The sequence below is a fragment of the Pseudomonas izuensis genome (assembly GCF_009861505.1).
GTDB lineage: Bacteria > Pseudomonadota > Gammaproteobacteria > Pseudomonadales > Pseudomonadaceae > Aquipseudomonas > Aquipseudomonas izuensis.
In genome coordinates this window covers 172402-190624 of sequence record NZ_WTFT01000026.1, presented here as the reverse complement: position 1 = coordinate 190624, position 18223 = coordinate 172402, and the positions used below count along the sequence as shown (strand labels likewise).

Genomic DNA, 18223 nt, shown 5'->3' with positions numbered 1-18223 from the left:
AGGCTCGCTCCCACATTTGTTTTGCGCTATGTCCTACAGAATTTGCTGAAACGCATCAGTTACCCCGGTAACACAGCCTGCGTAACAATGCGGTAACACATGCAATTGACTTCCCGAGTTCTCCTCACGACTATAGGCGTCCCGATGCCGCCTACCCGGCACACAAGGGCGCAATCCAGGCCTTATAAGCACGACAGAAGACCGTGCGCCTGAGTAGATGACGAATCACGCGCGTTACTCGCAGTAGTTTGCACAGCGCCTGAACGAGGATTTTTTGACATGCCAGCCATCACCCTGACCACGCTCCAGAGCCTCAAGCAGAAAGGTGAAAAAATCACCATGCTGACCTGCTATGACGCGACCTTCGCCCACGCCTGCAATCAGGCTGGCGTCGAAGTGCTGCTGGTGGGCGACTCCCTCGGCATGGTTTTGCAAGGTCACGACAGCACCCTGCCGGTCACCACCGCCGAAATGGCTTACCACGTGTCCGCCGTCAAACGCGGTAACACCGATGCGTTGATCCTCGCCGACCTGCCCTTCATGGCCTATGCCACCACCGAACAAGCCATGACCAATAGCGCCCTGTTGATGCAGGCCGGCGCGCACATGGTCAAGATCGAAGGTGCATTGTGGCTGGCGGACTCGATCCGTCTGCTCGCCGAACGCGGCATCCCTGTGTGCGCACACATGGGTCTGACGCCGCAATCAGTGAACATCCTTGGCGGCTACAAGGTCCAGGGCCGCAATGAAAACCAGGCACGGCAGATGCGCGCCGATGCGATTTCACTGGAACAGGCCGGCGCCGCGATGCTGTTGCTCGAATGCGTACCGAGCGAATTGGCCGAAGAAATCACCCAAGCGGTGAAAATCCCGGTGATCGGCATCGGCGCCGGCCATCGCACTGATGGCCAGGTGTTGGTCCTGCACGACATGCTGGGTCTATCCATCACCGGTCGCGTGCCCAAATTCGTGAAGAACTTCATGGCTGGCCAGGAAAGCATTCATGCGGCCTTGAGCGCCTACGTCACTGAAGTCAAAGCGGCGACCTTCCCTGGCATCGAACATGGATTCTCTGCATGAACACCGTAAAAACCGTACGCGAACTGCGGGCCGCTGTGGCCCGCGCCCGTAGCGAAGGCAAGCGCATCGGCTTCGTGCCGACCATGGGCAACCTGCACAGCGGTCACGTCGCGCTGATTACCAAGGCCACTCAACGGGTGGATTTCGTGGTCGCGAGTATCTTCGTCAACCCGCTGCAATTCGGTGCTGGCGAAGATCTCGATAAATACCCACGCACCCTCGCCGCCGACCAGCAGAAGCTGCTGGAGGCCGGTTGCGACCTGCTGTTCGCGCCAACGGTCGAGGAAATGTACCCCGACGGCATGGCCGGCCAGACCCGCGTCAGCGTCCCGCAATTGTCCGAAGGCCTGTGCGGCGCCAGCCGACCGGGGCATTTCGAAGGTGTGGCGACCGTGGTCAGCAAATTGTTCAACATGGTCCAGCCGGACCTGGCGATTTTCGGCCAGAAAGACTTCCAGCAACTGGCGGTGATTCGTGCCCTGGTCCATGACTTGAACATGCCGATCCAAATCATTGGCGAACCGACCGTTCGTGCGGCCGATGGCCTGGCACTGTCGTCGCGCAATGGTTTTCTCAGCGAAGAGCAGCGTGCCGTTGCACCGGTTGTCTATCGCACCCTGAGCCAGATTGCCGATGCGATCAAACAGGGCGAGCGGGATTTCCCGGCGTTGATCAACGCGCAGATCAAACAGCTTGAAGCTGCCGGAATGCGCTTGGATTACCTGGAAATTCGCCATGCCCTGACCCTGCGTCCGGCGATGGCGGAGGATCGTGACCTGGTGATTCTGGCGGCGGCGTTCCTCGGCACCACGCGGTTGATCGACAACCTGCACCTGAACCTCGATACGCCCGCATAAACACCTCCCCCGTAGGAGCTGGCTTGCCAACGAAGGCGATTTACCTGATACACCCCGCCGCCTGCTTCGCTGGCAAGCCAGCTCCTACCGGGGAATCCACCGGGCAAACCGCCCACCGTTCGATTCCGACCTGGGAAAACACTCATGCACGCCATCATGCTCAAAGCCAAGCTGCATCGCGCCGAAGTCACCCACGCTGTACTCGATTACGAAGGTTCCTGCGCCATCGACGGCGAATGGCTGGACCTGTCCGGCATTCGTGAGTACGAACAGATCCAGATCTACAACGTCGACAATGGCGAGCGCTTCACCACCTACGCCATTCGCGGCGAAGAAGGCTCGCGCATGATTTCGGTCAATGGTGCCGCCGCGCACAAGGCCAAGGTCGGTGATCGCGTGATTATCTGCGCGTACGCCCACTACAGCGAAGCCGAACTGCTCAACTTCAAACCGCGCATGCTCTACATGGCACCGGGCAATGAACTGAGCCACACCAGCAACGCCATTCCGGTCCAGGTCGCCTGATCGAAGTCTGTCGTGCTTCCGTTTGTCGGCTGCTTCTGACTTCGATGTTAAAAAAGTACCGGAATCAGGTCAGACAAAGTCAAGACAGATCACCGCGCGGGGTTTACTGTATTCGCCCTGCGCCATGAAATCGTGTCGACGCAGTTTGACCGGACGCCCATCCACAGCGCTCCGGGATTTTTAGTGTTCAAAAGGCCGTTCAAGTAAAAAGGAAACCCGCAGCGATGGCGTATTACCGCACTCCTCACGACGTGACCGCTCTGCCCGCCTGGCAAGCGCTGAATGACCACCGCCAAGCCATGCAGGATTTCAGCATGCGCGAGGCCTTCAATGCCGATCCGCAGCGCTTTACCCATTTCACCCTCAGCAGCTGCGGCCTGTTCCTCGATTATTCGAAAAACCTGATCAACGCCGAGACCCGCAATCTGCTGGTGGGCCTGGCCAATGAGGTCGACCTCAAGGGTGCGATCAAGTCGCTGTTCGACGGCGAAATCGTCAACGCCTCCGAAGGCCGCCCTGCCCTGCACACAGCCCTGCGCCGCCCGGTCGGCGACAAGCTGTCGGTCAACGGCGTCAACGTGATGCCTGAAGTGCACAAGGTGCTGAACCAGATCACCGACCTCGTTGGCCGTATCCACGATGGCCTGTGGCGCGGTTACACGGAAAAACCGATCACCGACGTGGTGAACATCGGCATCGGTGGTTCGTTCCTCGGCCCGGAACTGGTGTCCGAAGCACTGCTGTCCTACGCCCAGAAAGGTGTGCGTTGCCACTATCTGGCTAACATCGACGGCAGCGAGTTCCACGAACTGACCATGAAGTTGCGCGCCGAGACCACGCTGTTCATCGTCTCGTCGAAATCCTTCAACACCCTCGAAACCCTGAAAAACGCCCAGGCCGCCCGTGCCTGGTATCTGGCCCAGGGGGGGTCGGAAGCCGAGCTGTATCGTCACTTCATTGCGGTATCGAGCAACAATGCCGCCGCCGTGGCATTCGGCATCCGCGAAGAGAACATCTTCCCGATGTGGGACTGGGTCGGCGGGCGTTACTCGCTGTGGTCGGCCATCGGCCTGCCAATCGCCCTGGCCATCGGCATGTCGAACTTCAAGGAGCTGCTGTCCGGCGCCTACACCATGGACCAACACTTCCAGAGCGCGCCGTTCGAACAGAACATGCCGGTACTGCTGGCCTTGCTCGGTGTCTGGTATGGCAACTTCTGGGGCGCCCAGAGCCACGCGATCCTGCCGTACGACCACTACTTGCGTAACATCACCAAGCACTTGCAACAGCTGGACATGGAATCCAACGGCAAGAGCGTACGCCAGGACGGCACGCCAGTGTCCACCGACACAGGTCCCGTGATCTGGGGCGGCGTGGGTTGCAACGGTCAGCATGCCTACCACCAGTTACTGCACCAGGGCACCCAACTGATCCCGGCCGATTTCATCGTGCCGATCGTCAGCTTCAACCCGGTGTCCGACCACCACCAATGGCTGTACGCCAACTGCCTGTCGCAGAGCCAGGCACTGATGCTCGGCAAGACCCTGGCCGAAGCCGAGGCCGAACTGCGCGACAAAGGCATGAGTGAAGCCGACGTGAAAAAACTCGCGGCGCACAAAGTGATTCCGGGCAACCGTCCGAGCAACACCCTGGTGGTCGAGCGCATCAGTCCGCGTCGTCTCGGCGCACTGGTGGCGATGTACGAACACAAGGTCTTCGTGCAAAGCGTGATCTGGGGCATCAATGCCTTCGATCAGTGGGGCGTGGAACTGGGCAAGGAGCTGGGCAAAGGCGTCTACAACCGCCTGGTCGGCAGCGAGGAAACCCCGGCCGAGGATGCCTCGACCCAAGGCCTGATCAACTACTTCCGTGGTCGTCACCGCGGGTGATCTGACGCCGCTCCTGCGGAGGTACTAACCTTGTAGGAGCTGGCTTGCCAGCGAAGGCGGTGTGTCATTCAGCACTTATGTCGACTGATACACCGCTTTCGCTGGCAAGCCAGCTCCTACGAGGGTCGCGCAGCTCCCCTCTTGTCGAAAAACAAGAATAAGGAACCGCCATGTTCGATATCAGCACGTTCCCCAAAGCCGATGCCGTCCGCCGGGCTGCACAACTGAGTCAAGACGACTATCACCGCCTGTACCGCGAATCCATCGAACACCCCAGTACGTTCTGGGCAGAACAAGCCACCCGCTTCCTCGACTGGAGCGCACCGTGGGATACCGTCCAGCGCTATGACCTGAAAACCGGAGAAGCCAGCTGGTTTGCCGGGGCAAAGCTGAACGTCAGCTACAACTGCATCGATCGCCATCTGGAAAAACGCGGTGATCAAATTGCGATCATCTGGGAAGGCGACGATCCTGCCGAATCCACCCAGATCACCTACAAGAAACTGCATCACAACGTTTGCCGCCTGGCCAACGTGCTCAAAAGCCGTGGCGTGAAGAAAGGCGACCGTGTGTGCATCTACATGCCAATGATCCCGGAAGCGGCCTACGCGATGCTCGCCTGTACGCGCATCGGTGCGGTGCATTCGGTGGTGTTCGGCGGCTTTTCCCCGGACTCCCTGCGCGACCGCATTCTCGACGCCGACTGCCGCACCGTGATCACCGCCGATGAAGGCGTGCGCGGCGGCAAATTTGTCCCGCTCAAACAGAACGTCGATAAAGCCCTGCAAAGCTGCCCCGATGTCAGCACTGTAGTCGTGGTCGAGCGCACACAGAATCCGGTGAACTGGGTCGAAGGCCGGGACATCTGGTATCACCAGGCGCTACGCGACGTTGGCGATGACTGCCCACCCGAGCCGATGGGTGCCGAAGACCCGCTGTTCATCCTCTACACCTCCGGCAGCACCGGTAAACCCAAAGGCGTGCTGCACACCACCGGGGGCTACCTGCTGCAAGCGGCGATGACATTCAAATACGTGCTGGACTACCGCGACGGCGAAGTCTTCTGGTGCACCGCCGATGTCGGCTGGGTCACCGGTCACAGCTACATCGTCTACGGGCCGCTGGCCAATGGCGCGACGACATTGATTTTCGAAGGCGTGCCGAGTTACCCGAGCACCTCGCGCTTCTGGCAGGTGATCGACAAGCACAAGGTCAACATTTTCTACACCGCCCCCACCGCGCTACGCGCGTTGATGCGTGAGGGGCCTGAACCATTGAAGGAAACCTCCCGCGCCAGCGTCAGACTTCTCGGTACTGTCGGTGAGCCGATCAACCCGGAAGCCTGGGAATGGTACTTCCACGCGGTTGGCGAAGAGCGTTGCCCGATCGTCGATACCTGGTGGCAGACCGAAACCGGCGGCATCATGCTCAGCCCCCTGGTGAGCGCCCAACGCATCAAGCCCGGCTGCGCCACGCAACCGATGTTCGGCGTGCAACCGGTGCTGCTCGACGAACAGGGCAAGGAAATCAAAGGCGCCGGCAGTGGCGTACTCGCCATAAAATCCAGCTGGCCGGCGCAGATCCGCAGCGTCTATGGTGATCCGCAACGGATGGTCGACACCTACTTCAAGCCCTATCCCGGCTACTACTTCACAGGTGACGGCGCCCGCCGCGACGAAGATGGCGATTACTGGATCACCGGCCGTATCGACGATGTGATCAATGTGTCCGGGCACCGCATCGGCACCGCTGAAGTGGAAAGCGCCCTGGTGCTGCACGACAGCATCGCCGAGGCCGCCGTGGTCGGTTACCCACACGACGTCAAAGGCCAGGGCATCTACGCCTTCGTGACCCCCATGAACGACGTCGAACCCGGCGACGAATTAAAGAAAGAGTTGCTGGCGCTGGTCAGCAAGGAGATTGGCAGCTTCGCCAAACCGGACTTGATCCAGTGGGCGCCGGCCTTGCCGAAAACCCGTTCCGGCAAGATCATGCGGCGTATATTGCGCAAGATCGCCTGCAATGAACTGGACAGCCTGGGCGACACCTCGACCCTGGCCGACCCGAGCGTGGTGCAGGGCCTGATCGACAAACGCCTGAACCAATGACGCTTTGTTCTCTGCCACTGTAGGAGCGAGCCTGCTCGCGATGAACTCAGCCACGCCGCGTTTATTCAGGAGAAACGCGTTATCGTTGACGCCCATCGCGAGCAGGCTCGCTCCTACAGAAAATCACCGGGACACCATGGAATTCATCCGCAGCCGCATCGAAACCCAAATCATGAGCCTGACCGGCCTGTCCCTGGGCAAGCTCGACCTGGAAAACCCCAAGGGCGATCCCGGTCTGTTCGGGCCCGATTCGGTGAGCTGGCAAGTGCATGGCGACTTCAGCAGCATGCTCATCGGCGGTATTAGCGCCCTGATGTTGCAAGCCTTGCATCCGCTGGCCCTGGCGGGTGTGTGGGATCATTCGAACTTTCGCGAGGACATGCTCGGCCGGTTGCGCCGCACAGGGCAGTTCATTTCGGGCACCACCTTCGGCTCGCGCCAGGACGCCGACTGGCTGATCGAGAAAGTCCGGACCATTCACCTTCAGATCACCGGAAAGGCACCCGATGGCCGGCCCTACGCCGCCAGCGATCCCGACTTGCTGACCTGGGTGCATGTGGCCGAAGTCAGCAACTTTCTCGCCGCGCATTTGCGTTACCGCAACCCGCATCTGTCTCCGGTCGATCAGGATCGCTATTACGCGGAAATCGCGCTGGTTGCCGAACGTCTGGGTGCTCGGGATGTGCCTCGTTCGAGGCTGGAGATTTCCGATTATCTTGCGCGAATCAGGCCGCAACTGTTGTGCGACGAACGCAGTCGCGAAGTGCTGCGCCTGTTGCTGAACGCCCCTTCCCCGAGCCGTCTGGCCAAGCCTTTCGGCGGGCTGATGATGCAGGCCGGGATCGATCTGCTGCCGGACTGGGTCAGCGACATGCTCGGCGTCAGCCAGAGCCCGCTGCAACGCAAGCTGATCCGCGCCAGCGTCAATCGCAGCGCGCCGATGCTGCGTTGGGCGGTGCGTAATGGCTCGGTGCAGCGAGCAAAAAGACGAATGGGGTTGTTGACCTGACTACCCCTGTAGGAGCAAAGCTTGCTCGCGATGGCGTCGTTACAGTCGACCATGCAACATCTGACCCACCGCTATCGCGAGCAAGTTTTGCTCCCACAGGTTCTTCATCGCTCAAGCTGTTAAACTCCCGCGCCAAATTCCAACCTGCAAGGCGCCCAGCATGTCTTCCTTGAATCAGGCGCTGCGCGCCGCCCTCGAACATCGCCAGGACCTGCTGGCCGAGCTGCATCAGCAAGGCACCGATTGCTATCGCCTGTTCCATGGCAGCCAGGAAGGCGCCGGTGGCCTGACGATCGACCGCTACGGCCCACAACTGATGGTGCAGAGTTTTCACCAGTCGCTGGAACGCGATGCGCTGCTGCAATTGCACGAAATCGTCAACCAGCACCTGGGCTTTGAAAGCCTGCTGGTCTACAACGACCGCTCCCGCGGCAACTCGCGCATCGACCGCGAAGACAATGTCTACCGTGCCGACGAAGCGGCACTGCAAGACCTGGTCGGCCACGAATGGGGCCTCAACTACCGGGTGCGCGGGCGTCACGCCGGGCAGGACCCGCTGCTGTTCCTCGACCTGCGCAACACCCGCGGCTGGGTCAAGGCGCACAGCCAAAACAAAAGCGTGCTCAACCTGTTCGCCTACACCTGTGGTGTCGGCCTCAGCGCCGCGGCCGGTGGTGCCCGGGAGGTGTGCAACCTGGACTTCGCCGAAGGCAACCTGGCGGTCGGTCGTGAAAACGGCCTGCTCAACCCGCAGTTGCCGACCATGGAATTCATCCAATCCGACTTCTTCCCGGCCATCCGCCAATTGGCCGGCCTGCCCATCAGTCAGCGTCGCGGGCAAAAGTTGCCGAGCTATCAGCGCCTGGAACAGCGCCAGTACGATCTGGTGCTGCTCGATCCTCCGGCCTGGGCCAAGAGCGCGTTCGGCACCGTCGACCTGCTGCGTGACTACCAAAGCCTGTTGAAACCGGCATTGCTGACCACTGCCGAGAACGGCGTGCTGATCTGCTGCAACAATCTGGCGAAAGTCAGCATGGACGACTGGCGCGAGCAGGTTTTGCGTTGCGCAGAGAAAGCCGGACGGCCAGTGCGCGAGTGGACCGTGATGAAACCCGGTGGCGATTTCCCCTCGATGGACCAGCAGCCGCCACTGAAAACCCTGATCCTGCAGCTCTGACTCATGTCAGACAAATCTGAAAAATCCTGAACAGGGCAATTGTTTCGGAACCGGAATCGCGTGCCATACTCCAAGGCACTCCGATTCAGACAGATGAAGCCACGCATGTACAAAGGATTGATTCGCGCCGTCGGCGCCTTGTTGATTGCTCTGGCCCTCTACAGCCTGCTGGGCTTTCTGATTTTGCCGGGCATCGCCTTGCGCGTGGCCAACCAGCAACTGGCCAACTACGCCACGACGCCCGCCACCCTCCAGCGAATCGAACTCAACCCGTTCAGCCTTGAAGTGACCCTTTGGGGCCTGAACATCGGCGAGCCGGGCAAGGAACAGGTCGGCTTCGAACGCCTGTACGCCAACCTGCAACTCGACAGTCTCTGGACCAAGGCTCTGCATCTGTCGAATATCGAACTGGATAAACCCAAGACTGAAGTGCTCTTTGGCAAGGACGGCAAGCTCAACCTGCTCGGCCTGTTCAAACTGCCAGCGAGCGAGCCGACACCGACCGATCCCAACGCCAAGCCATTCCCGCTGCGCATAGACAGCATCAAGCTGGCGGGCGGTGGCGTGCATTTTCTGGATGAACGCCCCAGCGAACCCATCGAATTCATTTACGACCAGCTCGACTTCGAGCTGAAGAACCTCAGCACCCTTCCCGAAGACAGCGCCAACATGACCCTGTCGGCTATCGGTCCCAACGGCGGGCAGATCGACTGGACCGGTAATTTCAGCCTCATTCCGCTCGCCTCCGAAGGCAAGCTGAAACTCACCGACGGCAAGATGAAAGCCTTTTGGCCCTATGTACGCGATGCGGTGCCACTGGTGCTCGAAAACGGTATCGTCAGTCTGAGCACCGACTACAAGCTCAACCTGTCCAAACAAACCGAACTGCTGTTGAGCAATGTCTCGGCCACCATCGCCCCCTTCGCCATCAAGGCCCCTGACGGTCGGCCACTGGTGAAACTCGAACGGCTGGACGTCAGCGAAACCACGATCGACCTGGCGAAACAGCAAGTCGTCGTCGGCAAGATCCGCAGCAATAAGCTGGAAACCTGGGCAGCCTTGGAAGCCGACGGCCAACTCGACTGGCAGAAACTGTTCGCCAGCCAGCCTTCCAAACCGGCGGCAAAAGCCAAGGCCGAACCCGCCAGTACCCCAGCGGCGGCCGATTCTCCGAAACCCGAACCGGCACCCGCCGCCAAACCGTGGCAGGTACTGCTGAACGACGTACAACTGCGCAATTACCAAGTGCACCTTGCCGACCGCAAGGCACAACCTGCCGTGGCCCTGGAACTGGGCCCGCTGAATCTCGACCTGCAGAAGTTCGACAGCCTCAATGGCTCACCCTTCCAGCTCAAGCTCGACACCGGCGTAGGCAAGCAAGGCAAGCTGACGGCCGAAGGCGAAGTCAACCTGGCACCGGTCACCGCCAGACTCAACGTAACAACCCGCGACATCGACTTGCGCGTCGCCCAGTCCTACATCAACCCGTTCATTCGCCTGGAACTGCGCAGCGGCATGCTGGGCAGCGATCTGGCGGTCAACCTGAAAAGCACCGAGCCGCTGGCCCTCAGCGTTACCGGCCGCGCCCAGGTCGATCAGTTGCACACCCTCGACACCCTGAAAACCCGTGACTTTCTCAAGTGGCAACAGGTGGTGGTCGAAGGCCTGAACTATCAGCATGGTGACAGCCTGTCGATCGACAAAATCAACCTGATGCAGCCCTATGTACGCTTCATGATCAACGATGACCGCACCACCAACATCGATGACCTGCTGATTCCTCAACCCGCCGACTCCGGCGCCAAGACCACAGCCGCCAAGCCCGCCGCCAGCAAGGACAAGCCCCTGGGCATCCACCTCGGCGCGATCGTGATCAATGACGGCTCGGCCAACTTCGCCGACTTCAGCCTGACACCGAACTTCGCCACTGCCATTCAGCAACTCAACGGTCAGATCGGCACCATCGACAGCCGTCAGGCAAAACCGGCCAGCGTCGATGTCAAGGGCAAGGTCGACCGCTATGCGCCGGTGACTATCAAAGGCGCGGTCAACCCGTTCGACCCGATGGCCAGCCTCGATATCGCCACCAGCTTCAAGCGGGTTGAACTGACCACCCTGACGCCCTACTCCGGCAAATTTGCCGGTTACCGTATCCGCAAGGGCCGGTTGAATCTCGACCTGCACTACAAGATCACCAAAGGTCAGCTGCAGGCCGAAAACAAGGTGGTGGTCGAGCAACTGCAACTGGGTGAAAAAGTCGACAGCCCGGACGCCGTGAGCCTGCCGCTGAAACTGGCGATTGCCTTGCTCAAGGACGTCGATGGCAAGATTTCCATCGAGCTGCCCGTCACGGGCGACCTGAACAATCCGCAGTTCAGCGTCATGCCGATTATCTGGCAGACCCTGCGCAACCTGATCGTCAAGGCGGCTGCCGCGCCGTTCAAACTCATTGGCGGGCTGGTCAGCGGTGGCGGCTCGGATGATCTGGGTAGTGTCTCGTTCGCGCCCGGTTCGAGCGAGCTGAGCAAGGACGCCGAGGCAGCATTGGTCAAACTGTCCAATGCCCTCAAGGAACGCCCGGCCCTGCGCCTGGAAATCGAAGGCACCGCGGCCAAGAGCAGCGACGGTCCTCTGATTGCCGAGCAACGACTGGAACGGGAATATCAGTACAACTACTACAAAATGCTCCAGCGCCGTGGTGAAAAAGTGCCGGCGAAAGCTGCGTTGCTGGAAGTGCCCGACAACGAAAAAGGCCCGTTGCTGGAAGGGATCTACCGCACACGCCTGAAGACCCAGCCGCCCGCCGAATGGAAAGACCTGGGCAAGGAAGAACGCACAGCCAAAATGCGCGACGGCTTGATCCAGTTCTGGGGCTCCAGTGAAACGCTATTGCGCGAGTTGGGCCAGGACCGCGCCAGCAGTATCAAGGACTACCTGGTCGATAAAGGTCAGCTCGCGGATGATCGCGTGTACTTCATCGATGCTCAGTTGGGTGATGCGGAAAAAGACGGCAAGGTCGTTACACCGCTGCATCTGGACGCCGAATAATGAGCAGACGGCTGCTCGCACTGGGGTTGGCGATGGTCGCAAGCCAGGCTTGGGCGGCGGACACCCTGCGTTGCGGCAGTCAATTGATCAGCGTCGGCGACCGGTCGAGCGAAGTGCTGCAAAAGTGCGGCGAACCGGTCAGTCGCGATCTGCTGGGTTACAAGCGCAGCGTCAACCGACGGGAAGAGTTTCAGGTCGAGGAATGGACCTACGGACCGAATGGCGGGATGTACCAGTATCTGCGGTTCGAGGGAAATCGGTTGGTGCAGATCACCAGCAAACGCGGCAACTGACTCGCACCACAATCAAATGTGAACCCAATCAATGTGGGAGCGAGCCTGCTCGCGATGAGGGACTGACATTCAACATTTGAGTTGGCTGACAGTCCGCTATCGCGAGCAGGCTCGCTCCCACATTGGTTTTTGCTGTGCCGCAATAGAACAGGCCCCGACACGAATGCCGGGGCCTGTAATGGCCACATCCTTATGGCCGTTCGCATGAACTCCTCAGTTGCGACAGACGTATGTCTTGGCCCGCCTGCCGCGCCTTCTCCCAGTCCAGGCGAGAAGCCTTGCCTTACTCGGCTTTCAGACCGTCAGCGGAGACCGCTTTGACGCCTTTGATTTTCTTGGTGATCGCCACGGCAGTTGCCTTCTGGGCTTCAGTCACTGCAACAGTGGACGACAGGGACACGACGCCTTTGTTGGTTTCAACTTTGATGTCGGTGCCGGGAATGCCTTTTTCAGTCACCAGGTCACTTTTGACTTTGGTGGTAATCCAGGTATCGGAAGTAGCTTCCTTGGCCTTGGTCATTTCACCGGCTGCCAGCGTCATGGGAGCCTGGGTGGTCTGAGACTGTGCGAACGCGGCATTGGCCATGGTCAGGGTCAGCGCGGTAGCAGTAGCGGCAGCGATAGCGAACTTCTTCATACGAGTAACTCCTGTTTTTCTGGAAAGTCTGCTGGGTGTCATGTCAGCAGGGTTACTTGAGACGTTGCGAACGCTGTGCCAAGTTTGAAACATTGAATAAATGCATAAAAATCAATAAGTTATAAATTCGTGCATTTTGCGGAATCATGCAAATTGCATGACTTCGACATTCTCTACATGCAAGTTGCCGTTTTTGAAGAAGGCCTAACGCCATGAATTGTGGGAGGTTTTCTCTCTTGCATCGATACCGGAATAAAAAATGCCCCGTCCTTTGAAAGACGGGGCATTTCTGTGTGCAACGAACAGATCGTTAGCCGCCGCAGCCTTTGGGCGCATAGTCTGCTGCGACACTGGTGGCACATGTCCAGCCCTTAGTCGCGTCACGAGAAAGCGTCACAGTCGCACCTGAAATGACCGCTGGCGCACCTTTCAACGTGCAAACCATTCCGGGTGTGGTGCCGGTGGCAGCGGCAAGAGTGCAGTTCTGTGTATCACCCCCTGGGGCAAATGCAGTGACAGCCGGGGCAGCCGTACCGGAGTTGACCGCATCCTCATAATTGACCTTCAGCGCCGAAAGCTCTGCGACACCCGCCGTCACCTTCGCCCGCGCCTGATACTTGGAATAAGCCGGTATCGCGAACGTCGCGAGAATCCCGATGATCGCCACGACGATCAGTAATTCGATCAGGGTAAAACCTTTTTGAGTGTTCATGGACAGCCTCCGTGCATGAGTCGAATTCTCATGATCTGGATCTGTAGCAGCACAGCCCATGCCAGGCTCGGTACACCCTATTGGTGGGACATTCGACAGCCGCAACGCGCCTTCTTAGCCCCAGGATCCGCACTATCTGACACTTTTTGTCACCTCACCGTCGCTGGTTTGGCTGCGTTGCTTGACTAGGCTATAAGTCATGAATTGTCTGCGCCCGGTATCTCCATGAATGACATCGCCCTCAGCGGTCTGGCCAAGCAATTGGTCCTGGCCGAGCTGCTCACTGACAAAAGCGCGCAACACGCCTCTCAACAAGCCCAACGCAACCACGTCTCACTGGTCAGCTACCTGGTGCAGAACAAACTGGTGAAAAGCCGTCAGGTTGCCGAGATTGCTTCTGAACACTTCGGCATGGCCTTAATGGATCTCAACAGTCTGGACAAGGAGACCCAACCCAAGGGACTGGTCAGCGAAAAACTGGTCCGCCAGCACCACGCCCTGCCCCTCTGGCGTCGTGGCAACAAACTGTTTGTGGGGATTTCCGACCCGACCAGTCACCAGGCCATCAACGACATCCAGTTCAGCACCGGGCTTACCACCGAAGCCATCCTGGTGGAGGACGACAAACTCAGTGACGCCATCGAGCGGTTCTTCGACAGCCAGGGCACTGGCCTTGAAGACATGCTCGACGTTGACCTCGACGGGATGGACATCGAAGCGGCCGATGACAGGCGCCAGGATGCCCTTGTCGGCCAGGAAGCCGATGATGCGCCGGTGGTGCGCTTCGTCCACAAAATGCTGCTGGACGCGATCAGGAGCGGCTCTTCCGACCTGCATTTCGAGCCCTACGAGAAAATTTATCGGGTGCGAATGCGCACCGACGGCATTTTGCGGGAAGTCGCCAAACCGCCGATCCAGTTGGCCAACCGCATCGCGGCGCGGCTGAAGGTCATGGCCAGCCTCGACATCTCCGAACGCCGCAAGCCCCAGGACGGGCGAATCAAGATGCGCCTGTCCAAGAGCAAGTCCATCGACTTCCGGGTCAACAGCCTGCCGACCCTGTGGGGCGAGAAAGTGGTGATCCGGATTCTTGACCCCTCCAGCGCACAAATGGGCATCGATGCCCTTGGCTACGAGCCCGAACAACAAGACCTGTACATGACCGCGCTCAGGCAACCACAGGGGATGATTCTGGTGACCGGCCCCACGGGCTCCGGCAAAACCGTGTCGCTTTATACCGGGCTGAACATTCTCAACACCGTGGACATCAACATCTCCACCGCCGAAGACCCGGTGGAGATCAATATGGAAGGCATCAACCAGGTCAACGTCAATCCCAAACAAGGCATGGATTTCGCCCAGGCGCTACGCTCCTTTCTGCGTCAGGATCCGGACGTGATCATGGTCGGTGAGATCCGCGACCTCGAAACCGCCGAAATCGCCATCAAGGCCGCCCAGACCGGGCATCTGGTGTTATCGACCCTGCACACCAACAGCGCCGCGCAAACCCTGACCCGCCTGCACAACATGGGCATCCAGGGCTTCAACATCGCCACATCCGTCAGCCTGATCATTGCCCAGCGCCTGGCACGCAAACTGTGCAGCCATTGCCGGGTGCCCCTCGACGTTCCCCGAGAAACGCTGCTCAAGGAAGGCTTCCCCGAGGAACGCATCGGCACATTCACGATCTATGAGCCGGTCGGCTGCGAACACTGCAATGGCGGCTTCAAGGGACGCGTGGGGATTTATGAAGTGGTGAAGAACACGCCGGACCTGCAACGCCTGATCATGGCCGAAGGCAATGCGCTGCAAATCGATGAGCAGATGCGCAAGGACGGCTTCAACGACCTGCGCACTTCAGGCCTGCTCAAAGCCATGCAAGGCATTACCAGCCTTGAAGAAATCAACCGGGTTACCAAGGACTGAACATGGCGGTCAAAGCAGCGAAAATCAGCATTTACGCCTGGGAAGGCACCGACCGCAAAGGCACGAAAGTCACCGGCGAGTTAAGCGGGCAGAACCCGGCACTGATCAAGGCGCAACTGCGTAAACAAGGCATCAACCCCGGCAAGGTTCGCAAGAAAACCGTCTCGCTGTTCAACATGGGCAAGCGCATCCAGGCCCAGGACATCGCCTTGTTCACGCGCCAGATGGCGACCATGATGAAAGCCGGCGTACCGCTGTTGCAGTCGTTCGACATTATTGCCGAAGGCTTCGATAACCCGGCCATGCGCACCCTCGTGGACGAGGTCAAACAGGAAGTCGCGGCAGGCAACAGTTTCGCCGCCGCCCTGCGCAAGAAACCCCGGTATTTCGATGAGCTGTACTGCAATCTGGTGGATGCCGGTGAGCAGGCCGGCGCCCTGGATACCCTGTTGGAGCGGGTGGCGACCTACAAGGAAAAGAGCGAAAGCCTCAAGGCCAAGATCAGGAAAGCCATGACCTACCCACTGGTGGTTGTGTGTGTCGCCATGGTCGTGACCGCGATCCTGCTGGTCAAAGTAGTGCCGCAGTTCCAATCGGTGTTCGAAGGGTTTGGTGCCCAATTGCCTGCCTTTACCGTGATGGTCATTGGCCTGTCGCGGTTCATGCAGGACGGCTGGTGGATGATGCTCGGTGCGCTGATCGCAACGATCCTGGGCGCACGCCATGCTTTCAGGACGTCACAAGGCTTTCGCGATCGAACCGACGCCTGGCTGCTGAAGCTGCCGCTGGTGGGGACGCTGATGTATAAATCGGCCGTGGCTCGTTTTGCCCGCACCCTGTCGACCACCTTCGCCGCCGGTGTCCCCTTGGTGGAAGCCCTGGAGTCGGTGGCCGGCGCCACCGGCAACATCGTGTTCAAGCGCGCGGTGCTGCGCATCAAGCAGGACGTTTCGACGGGGATGCAGTTGAATTTTTCCATGCGCACTTCCGGCATTTTTCCGAACATGGCCATCCAGATGACCGCCATCGGCGAAGAGTCCGGCGCACTGGACGCCATGCTCGACAAGGTCGCGGGTTTCTATGAAGACGAGGTAGACAATATGGTCGATAACCTCACCAGCCTGATGGAACCGTTCATCATGGTGGTTTTGGGTGTTATCGTCGGCGGCCTGGTGGTCGCGATGTACTTGCCCATCTTCCAACTCGGCTCAGCGATCTGACATGCCCTTGAACGAAATTCTGACTCACTTCCCCCTGGCTTTCGTCGTCATCGCCGGGCTGATGGGCTTGCTGGTCGGCAGCTTTCTCAACGTGGTGATCTGGCGCCTTCCAAAAATGCTCCAGCGCGAATGGCGCGTACAAGCCCATGAGATCCTCGGCCTGCCCGGGGAAACGCCGCAGCCCACCTACAACCTGCTGCTGCCCCACTCCCAGTGCCCACGCTGCGGCCATCGGATTCGTGCCTGGGAAAACGTTCCCGTGCTCAGTTTTGTATTTCTGCGTGGGCGCTGCTCGGCTTGTACCATGCCGATCAGCAAACGCTATCCGCTGACTGAACTGGCCTGCGGTCTGTTGTCGGCGTTCATAGCCTGGCACTTCGGTTTCGGCTGGCAAGCCTGCATGACGTTGCTCCTGACCTGGGGCTTGTTGACCATGAGTCTGATCGATGCCGAGCATCAGCTGCTGCCGGACATGTTGGTGCTGCCGCTGATGTGGCTGGGGTTGATCGTCAACAGCCTCGGCCTGTTCGTGCCACTACATGACGCGATGTGGGGCGCCATTGCCGGTTACCTGGCGCTGTGGTCGGTGTTCTGGCTGTTCAAGCTGATCACCGGCAAGGACGGCATGGGCCACGGCGACTTCAAGCTGCTGGCGATGTTCGGCGCCTGGGGCGGCTGGCAGATTCTGCCGCTGACCATCCTGCTCTCATCCCTTGTAGGAGCCATTATCGGTGTGATTTACCTGCGACTGCGCCGGGCAAAAACTTCGACACCGATCCCCTTCGGCCCCTATCTGGCGATTGCCGGCTGGATTGCCTTGCTCTGGGGTGGTCAAATAACCGACCTCTATTGGCAGTTTGTCGGTTTGAAATGAATACCCCTGTGGAAAAACCCTGGATTCTCGGCCTGACCGGCGGTATCGGCAGCGGCAAAAGTGCGGCGGCTCAACACTTCATCGACCTCGGCGTGCACGTGGTCGATGCCGACCATGCCGCGCGCTGGGTCGTCGAGCCGGGCCGGCCGGCGCTGGCAAAGATCGCCGAACACTTCGGCCCCGGCGTATTGCAGGCCGACGGACAGCTGGATCGCGCGGCCCTGCGCAAACTGATCTTCGAAGTGCCGGATGAACGCCGCTGGCTGGAAGCTTTGCTGCATCCGCTGATCGGTGAGGAAATCGCTCATCATCTGGCACTGGCAAAATCACCTTACGCGATTCTGGTTTCGCCGCTGCTGATCGAGTCCGGCCAGTACGCCATGACCCAGCGGGTGCTGGTGATCGATGCCCCCGAACAGCTACAGATCGAACGCACCCTGCAGCGTGACCAGACCAGCGAACAGCAGGTCCAGGCGATCCTCAAGGCCCAATCCAGCCGCCAGGATCGCGTCAGCCACGCCAACGAGGTAGTGGTCAACGATCGCGACCTTGCCTGGCTGCACAGCGAGGTCGAACGCCTGCATCACTTTTACCTTACTTTGCGTGGAGGCCAGTCATGAGCCAGATCCCGACCGTCGAATGTCCAACCTGCGGCGCCCCTGTCGAATGGAGCCCCGAGAGCAAATATCGGCCGTTCTGCTCCGACCGTTGCAAACTGATCGACCTGGGTGCATGGGCCTCGGAAGAGCACAAGATTCCGGTGCCCCCTGATGCCGAGGACGAGTTGTTCAGCGGCGATTTCGACCCGCGTCACTGATTCCGATCAGTCCGGCACAATGTGTGTCGGAATTCGATGAACTGTGCCGGC

16 protein-coding genes are annotated in these 18223 nt (G+C 59.5%); 14 read left to right on the top strand and 2 right to left on the bottom strand.

The genetic code is table 11. The features are described 5' to 3' along the window. Positions 1 to 279 precede the first annotated feature (279 nt). The 9 genes from panB to GPL81_RS21825 all read left to right on the top strand — a co-directional run bounded on the left by panB (position 280) and on the right by GPL81_RS21825 (position 11986). Positions 280 to 1080 (top strand): 3-methyl-2-oxobutanoate hydroxymethyltransferase, encoded by an 801-nt coding sequence (gene panB / locus GPL81_RS21865; RefSeq protein WP_096515156.1) that lies wholly within the window; start codon positions 280 to 282, stop codon positions 1078 to 1080. Further along, on the top strand, positions 1077 to 1937 hold the full coding sequence (panC, locus tag GPL81_RS21860; protein ID WP_160108404.1) for a pantoate--beta-alanine ligase: 861 nt from the start codon (positions 1077 to 1079) through the stop codon (positions 1935 to 1937). The genes panB and panC overlap by 4 nt, the downstream gene beginning before the upstream one ends. A 144-nt stretch (positions 1938 to 2081) precedes the next feature. Beyond that, entirely contained in the window at positions 2082 to 2462 is a 381-nt protein-coding gene (panD, locus tag GPL81_RS21855) for an aspartate 1-decarboxylase (protein WP_003228271.1), read from the top strand. A 224-nt stretch (positions 2463 to 2686) separates the two neighbouring features. Beyond that, a complete protein-coding gene (gene pgi, locus GPL81_RS21850; protein ID WP_096515152.1) occupies positions 2687 to 4351 on the top strand; it encodes a glucose-6-phosphate isomerase in 1665 nt (554 codons plus the stop codon). Positions 4352 to 4521: 170 nt separating this feature from the next. After that, positions 4522 to 6459 (top strand): acetate--CoA ligase, encoded by a 1938-nt coding sequence (acs, locus tag GPL81_RS21845; protein WP_160108403.1) that lies wholly within the window; start codon positions 4522 to 4524, stop codon positions 6457 to 6459. 136 nt (positions 6460 to 6595) lie between these two features. Beyond that, a complete protein-coding gene (locus GPL81_RS21840; protein WP_160108402.1) occupies positions 6596 to 7468 on the top strand; it encodes an oxygenase MpaB family protein in 873 nt (290 codons plus the stop codon). 160 nt (positions 7469 to 7628) lie between these two features. Next, the gene (locus tag GPL81_RS21835) at positions 7629 to 8645 is read left to right on the top strand and encodes a class I SAM-dependent rRNA methyltransferase (RefSeq protein WP_160108401.1); all 1017 of its coding nucleotides are present in this window, start codon (positions 7629 to 7631) and stop codon (positions 8643 to 8645) included. Positions 8646 to 8738: 93 nt separating this feature from the next. Further along, the gene (locus tag GPL81_RS21830) at positions 8739 to 11693 is read left to right on the top strand and encodes a DUF748 domain-containing protein (RefSeq protein ID WP_160108400.1); all 2955 of its coding nucleotides are present in this window, start codon (positions 8739 to 8741) and stop codon (positions 11691 to 11693) included. Continuing rightward, entirely contained in the window at positions 11693 to 11986 is a 294-nt protein-coding gene (locus tag GPL81_RS21825) for a DUF2845 domain-containing protein (RefSeq protein WP_425502596.1), read from the top strand. The genes GPL81_RS21830 and GPL81_RS21825 overlap by 1 nt, the downstream gene beginning before the upstream one ends. Before the next feature lie 283 nt (positions 11987 to 12269). On the opposite strand, the gene GPL81_RS21820 is transcribed toward GPL81_RS21825, so the two are convergent. Both GPL81_RS21820 and GPL81_RS21815 read right to left on the bottom strand, forming a co-directional pair. After that, on the bottom strand, positions 12270 to 12623 hold the full coding sequence (locus GPL81_RS21820; RefSeq protein ID WP_096515143.1) for a BON domain-containing protein: 354 nt from the start codon (positions 12621 to 12623) through the stop codon (positions 12270 to 12272). A 310-nt stretch (positions 12624 to 12933) separates the two neighbouring features. Beyond that, positions 12934 to 13335, bottom strand: coding sequence for a pilin (locus GPL81_RS21815; RefSeq protein WP_096515140.1), 402 nt, complete (start codon positions 13333 to 13335; stop codon positions 12934 to 12936). A 225-nt stretch (positions 13336 to 13560) separates the two neighbouring features. Here GPL81_RS21815 and pilB point away from each other — a divergent pair, with 225 nt between their 5' ends. Genes pilB through yacG form a run of 5 tightly spaced genes read left to right on the top strand, consistent with a single transcriptional unit; the run spans position 13561 to position 18172 of the window. Next, complete coding sequence (gene pilB, locus GPL81_RS21810; RefSeq protein ID WP_160108399.1) at positions 13561 to 15261, top strand: type IV-A pilus assembly ATPase PilB; 1701 nt, start codon at positions 13561 to 13563, stop codon at positions 15259 to 15261. Between the two features lie 2 nt (positions 15262 to 15263). Next, entirely contained in the window at positions 15264 to 16481 is a 1218-nt protein-coding gene (locus GPL81_RS21805; RefSeq protein WP_121105690.1) for a type II secretion system F family protein, read from the top strand. A 1-nt stretch (position 16482) separates the two neighbouring features. Beyond that, positions 16483 to 17355: a prepilin peptidase gene (locus GPL81_RS21800; protein ID WP_160108398.1), complete on the top strand. Its 873-nt coding sequence runs from the start codon at positions 16483 to 16485 to the stop codon at positions 17353 to 17355. After that, positions 17352 to 17975: a dephospho-CoA kinase gene (gene coaE, locus GPL81_RS21795; protein WP_096515132.1), complete on the top strand. Its 624-nt coding sequence runs from the start codon at positions 17352 to 17354 to the stop codon at positions 17973 to 17975. The genes GPL81_RS21800 and coaE overlap by 4 nt, the downstream gene beginning before the upstream one ends. Continuing rightward, positions 17972 to 18172 carry a DNA gyrase inhibitor YacG gene (gene yacG / locus GPL81_RS21790; protein WP_160108397.1) on the top strand — a complete coding sequence of 67 codons (201 nt, stop codon included), beginning with the start codon at positions 17972 to 17974 and terminating at the stop codon, positions 18170 to 18172. The genes coaE and yacG overlap by 4 nt, the downstream gene beginning before the upstream one ends. Positions 18173 to 18223: the final 51 nt, after the last annotated feature.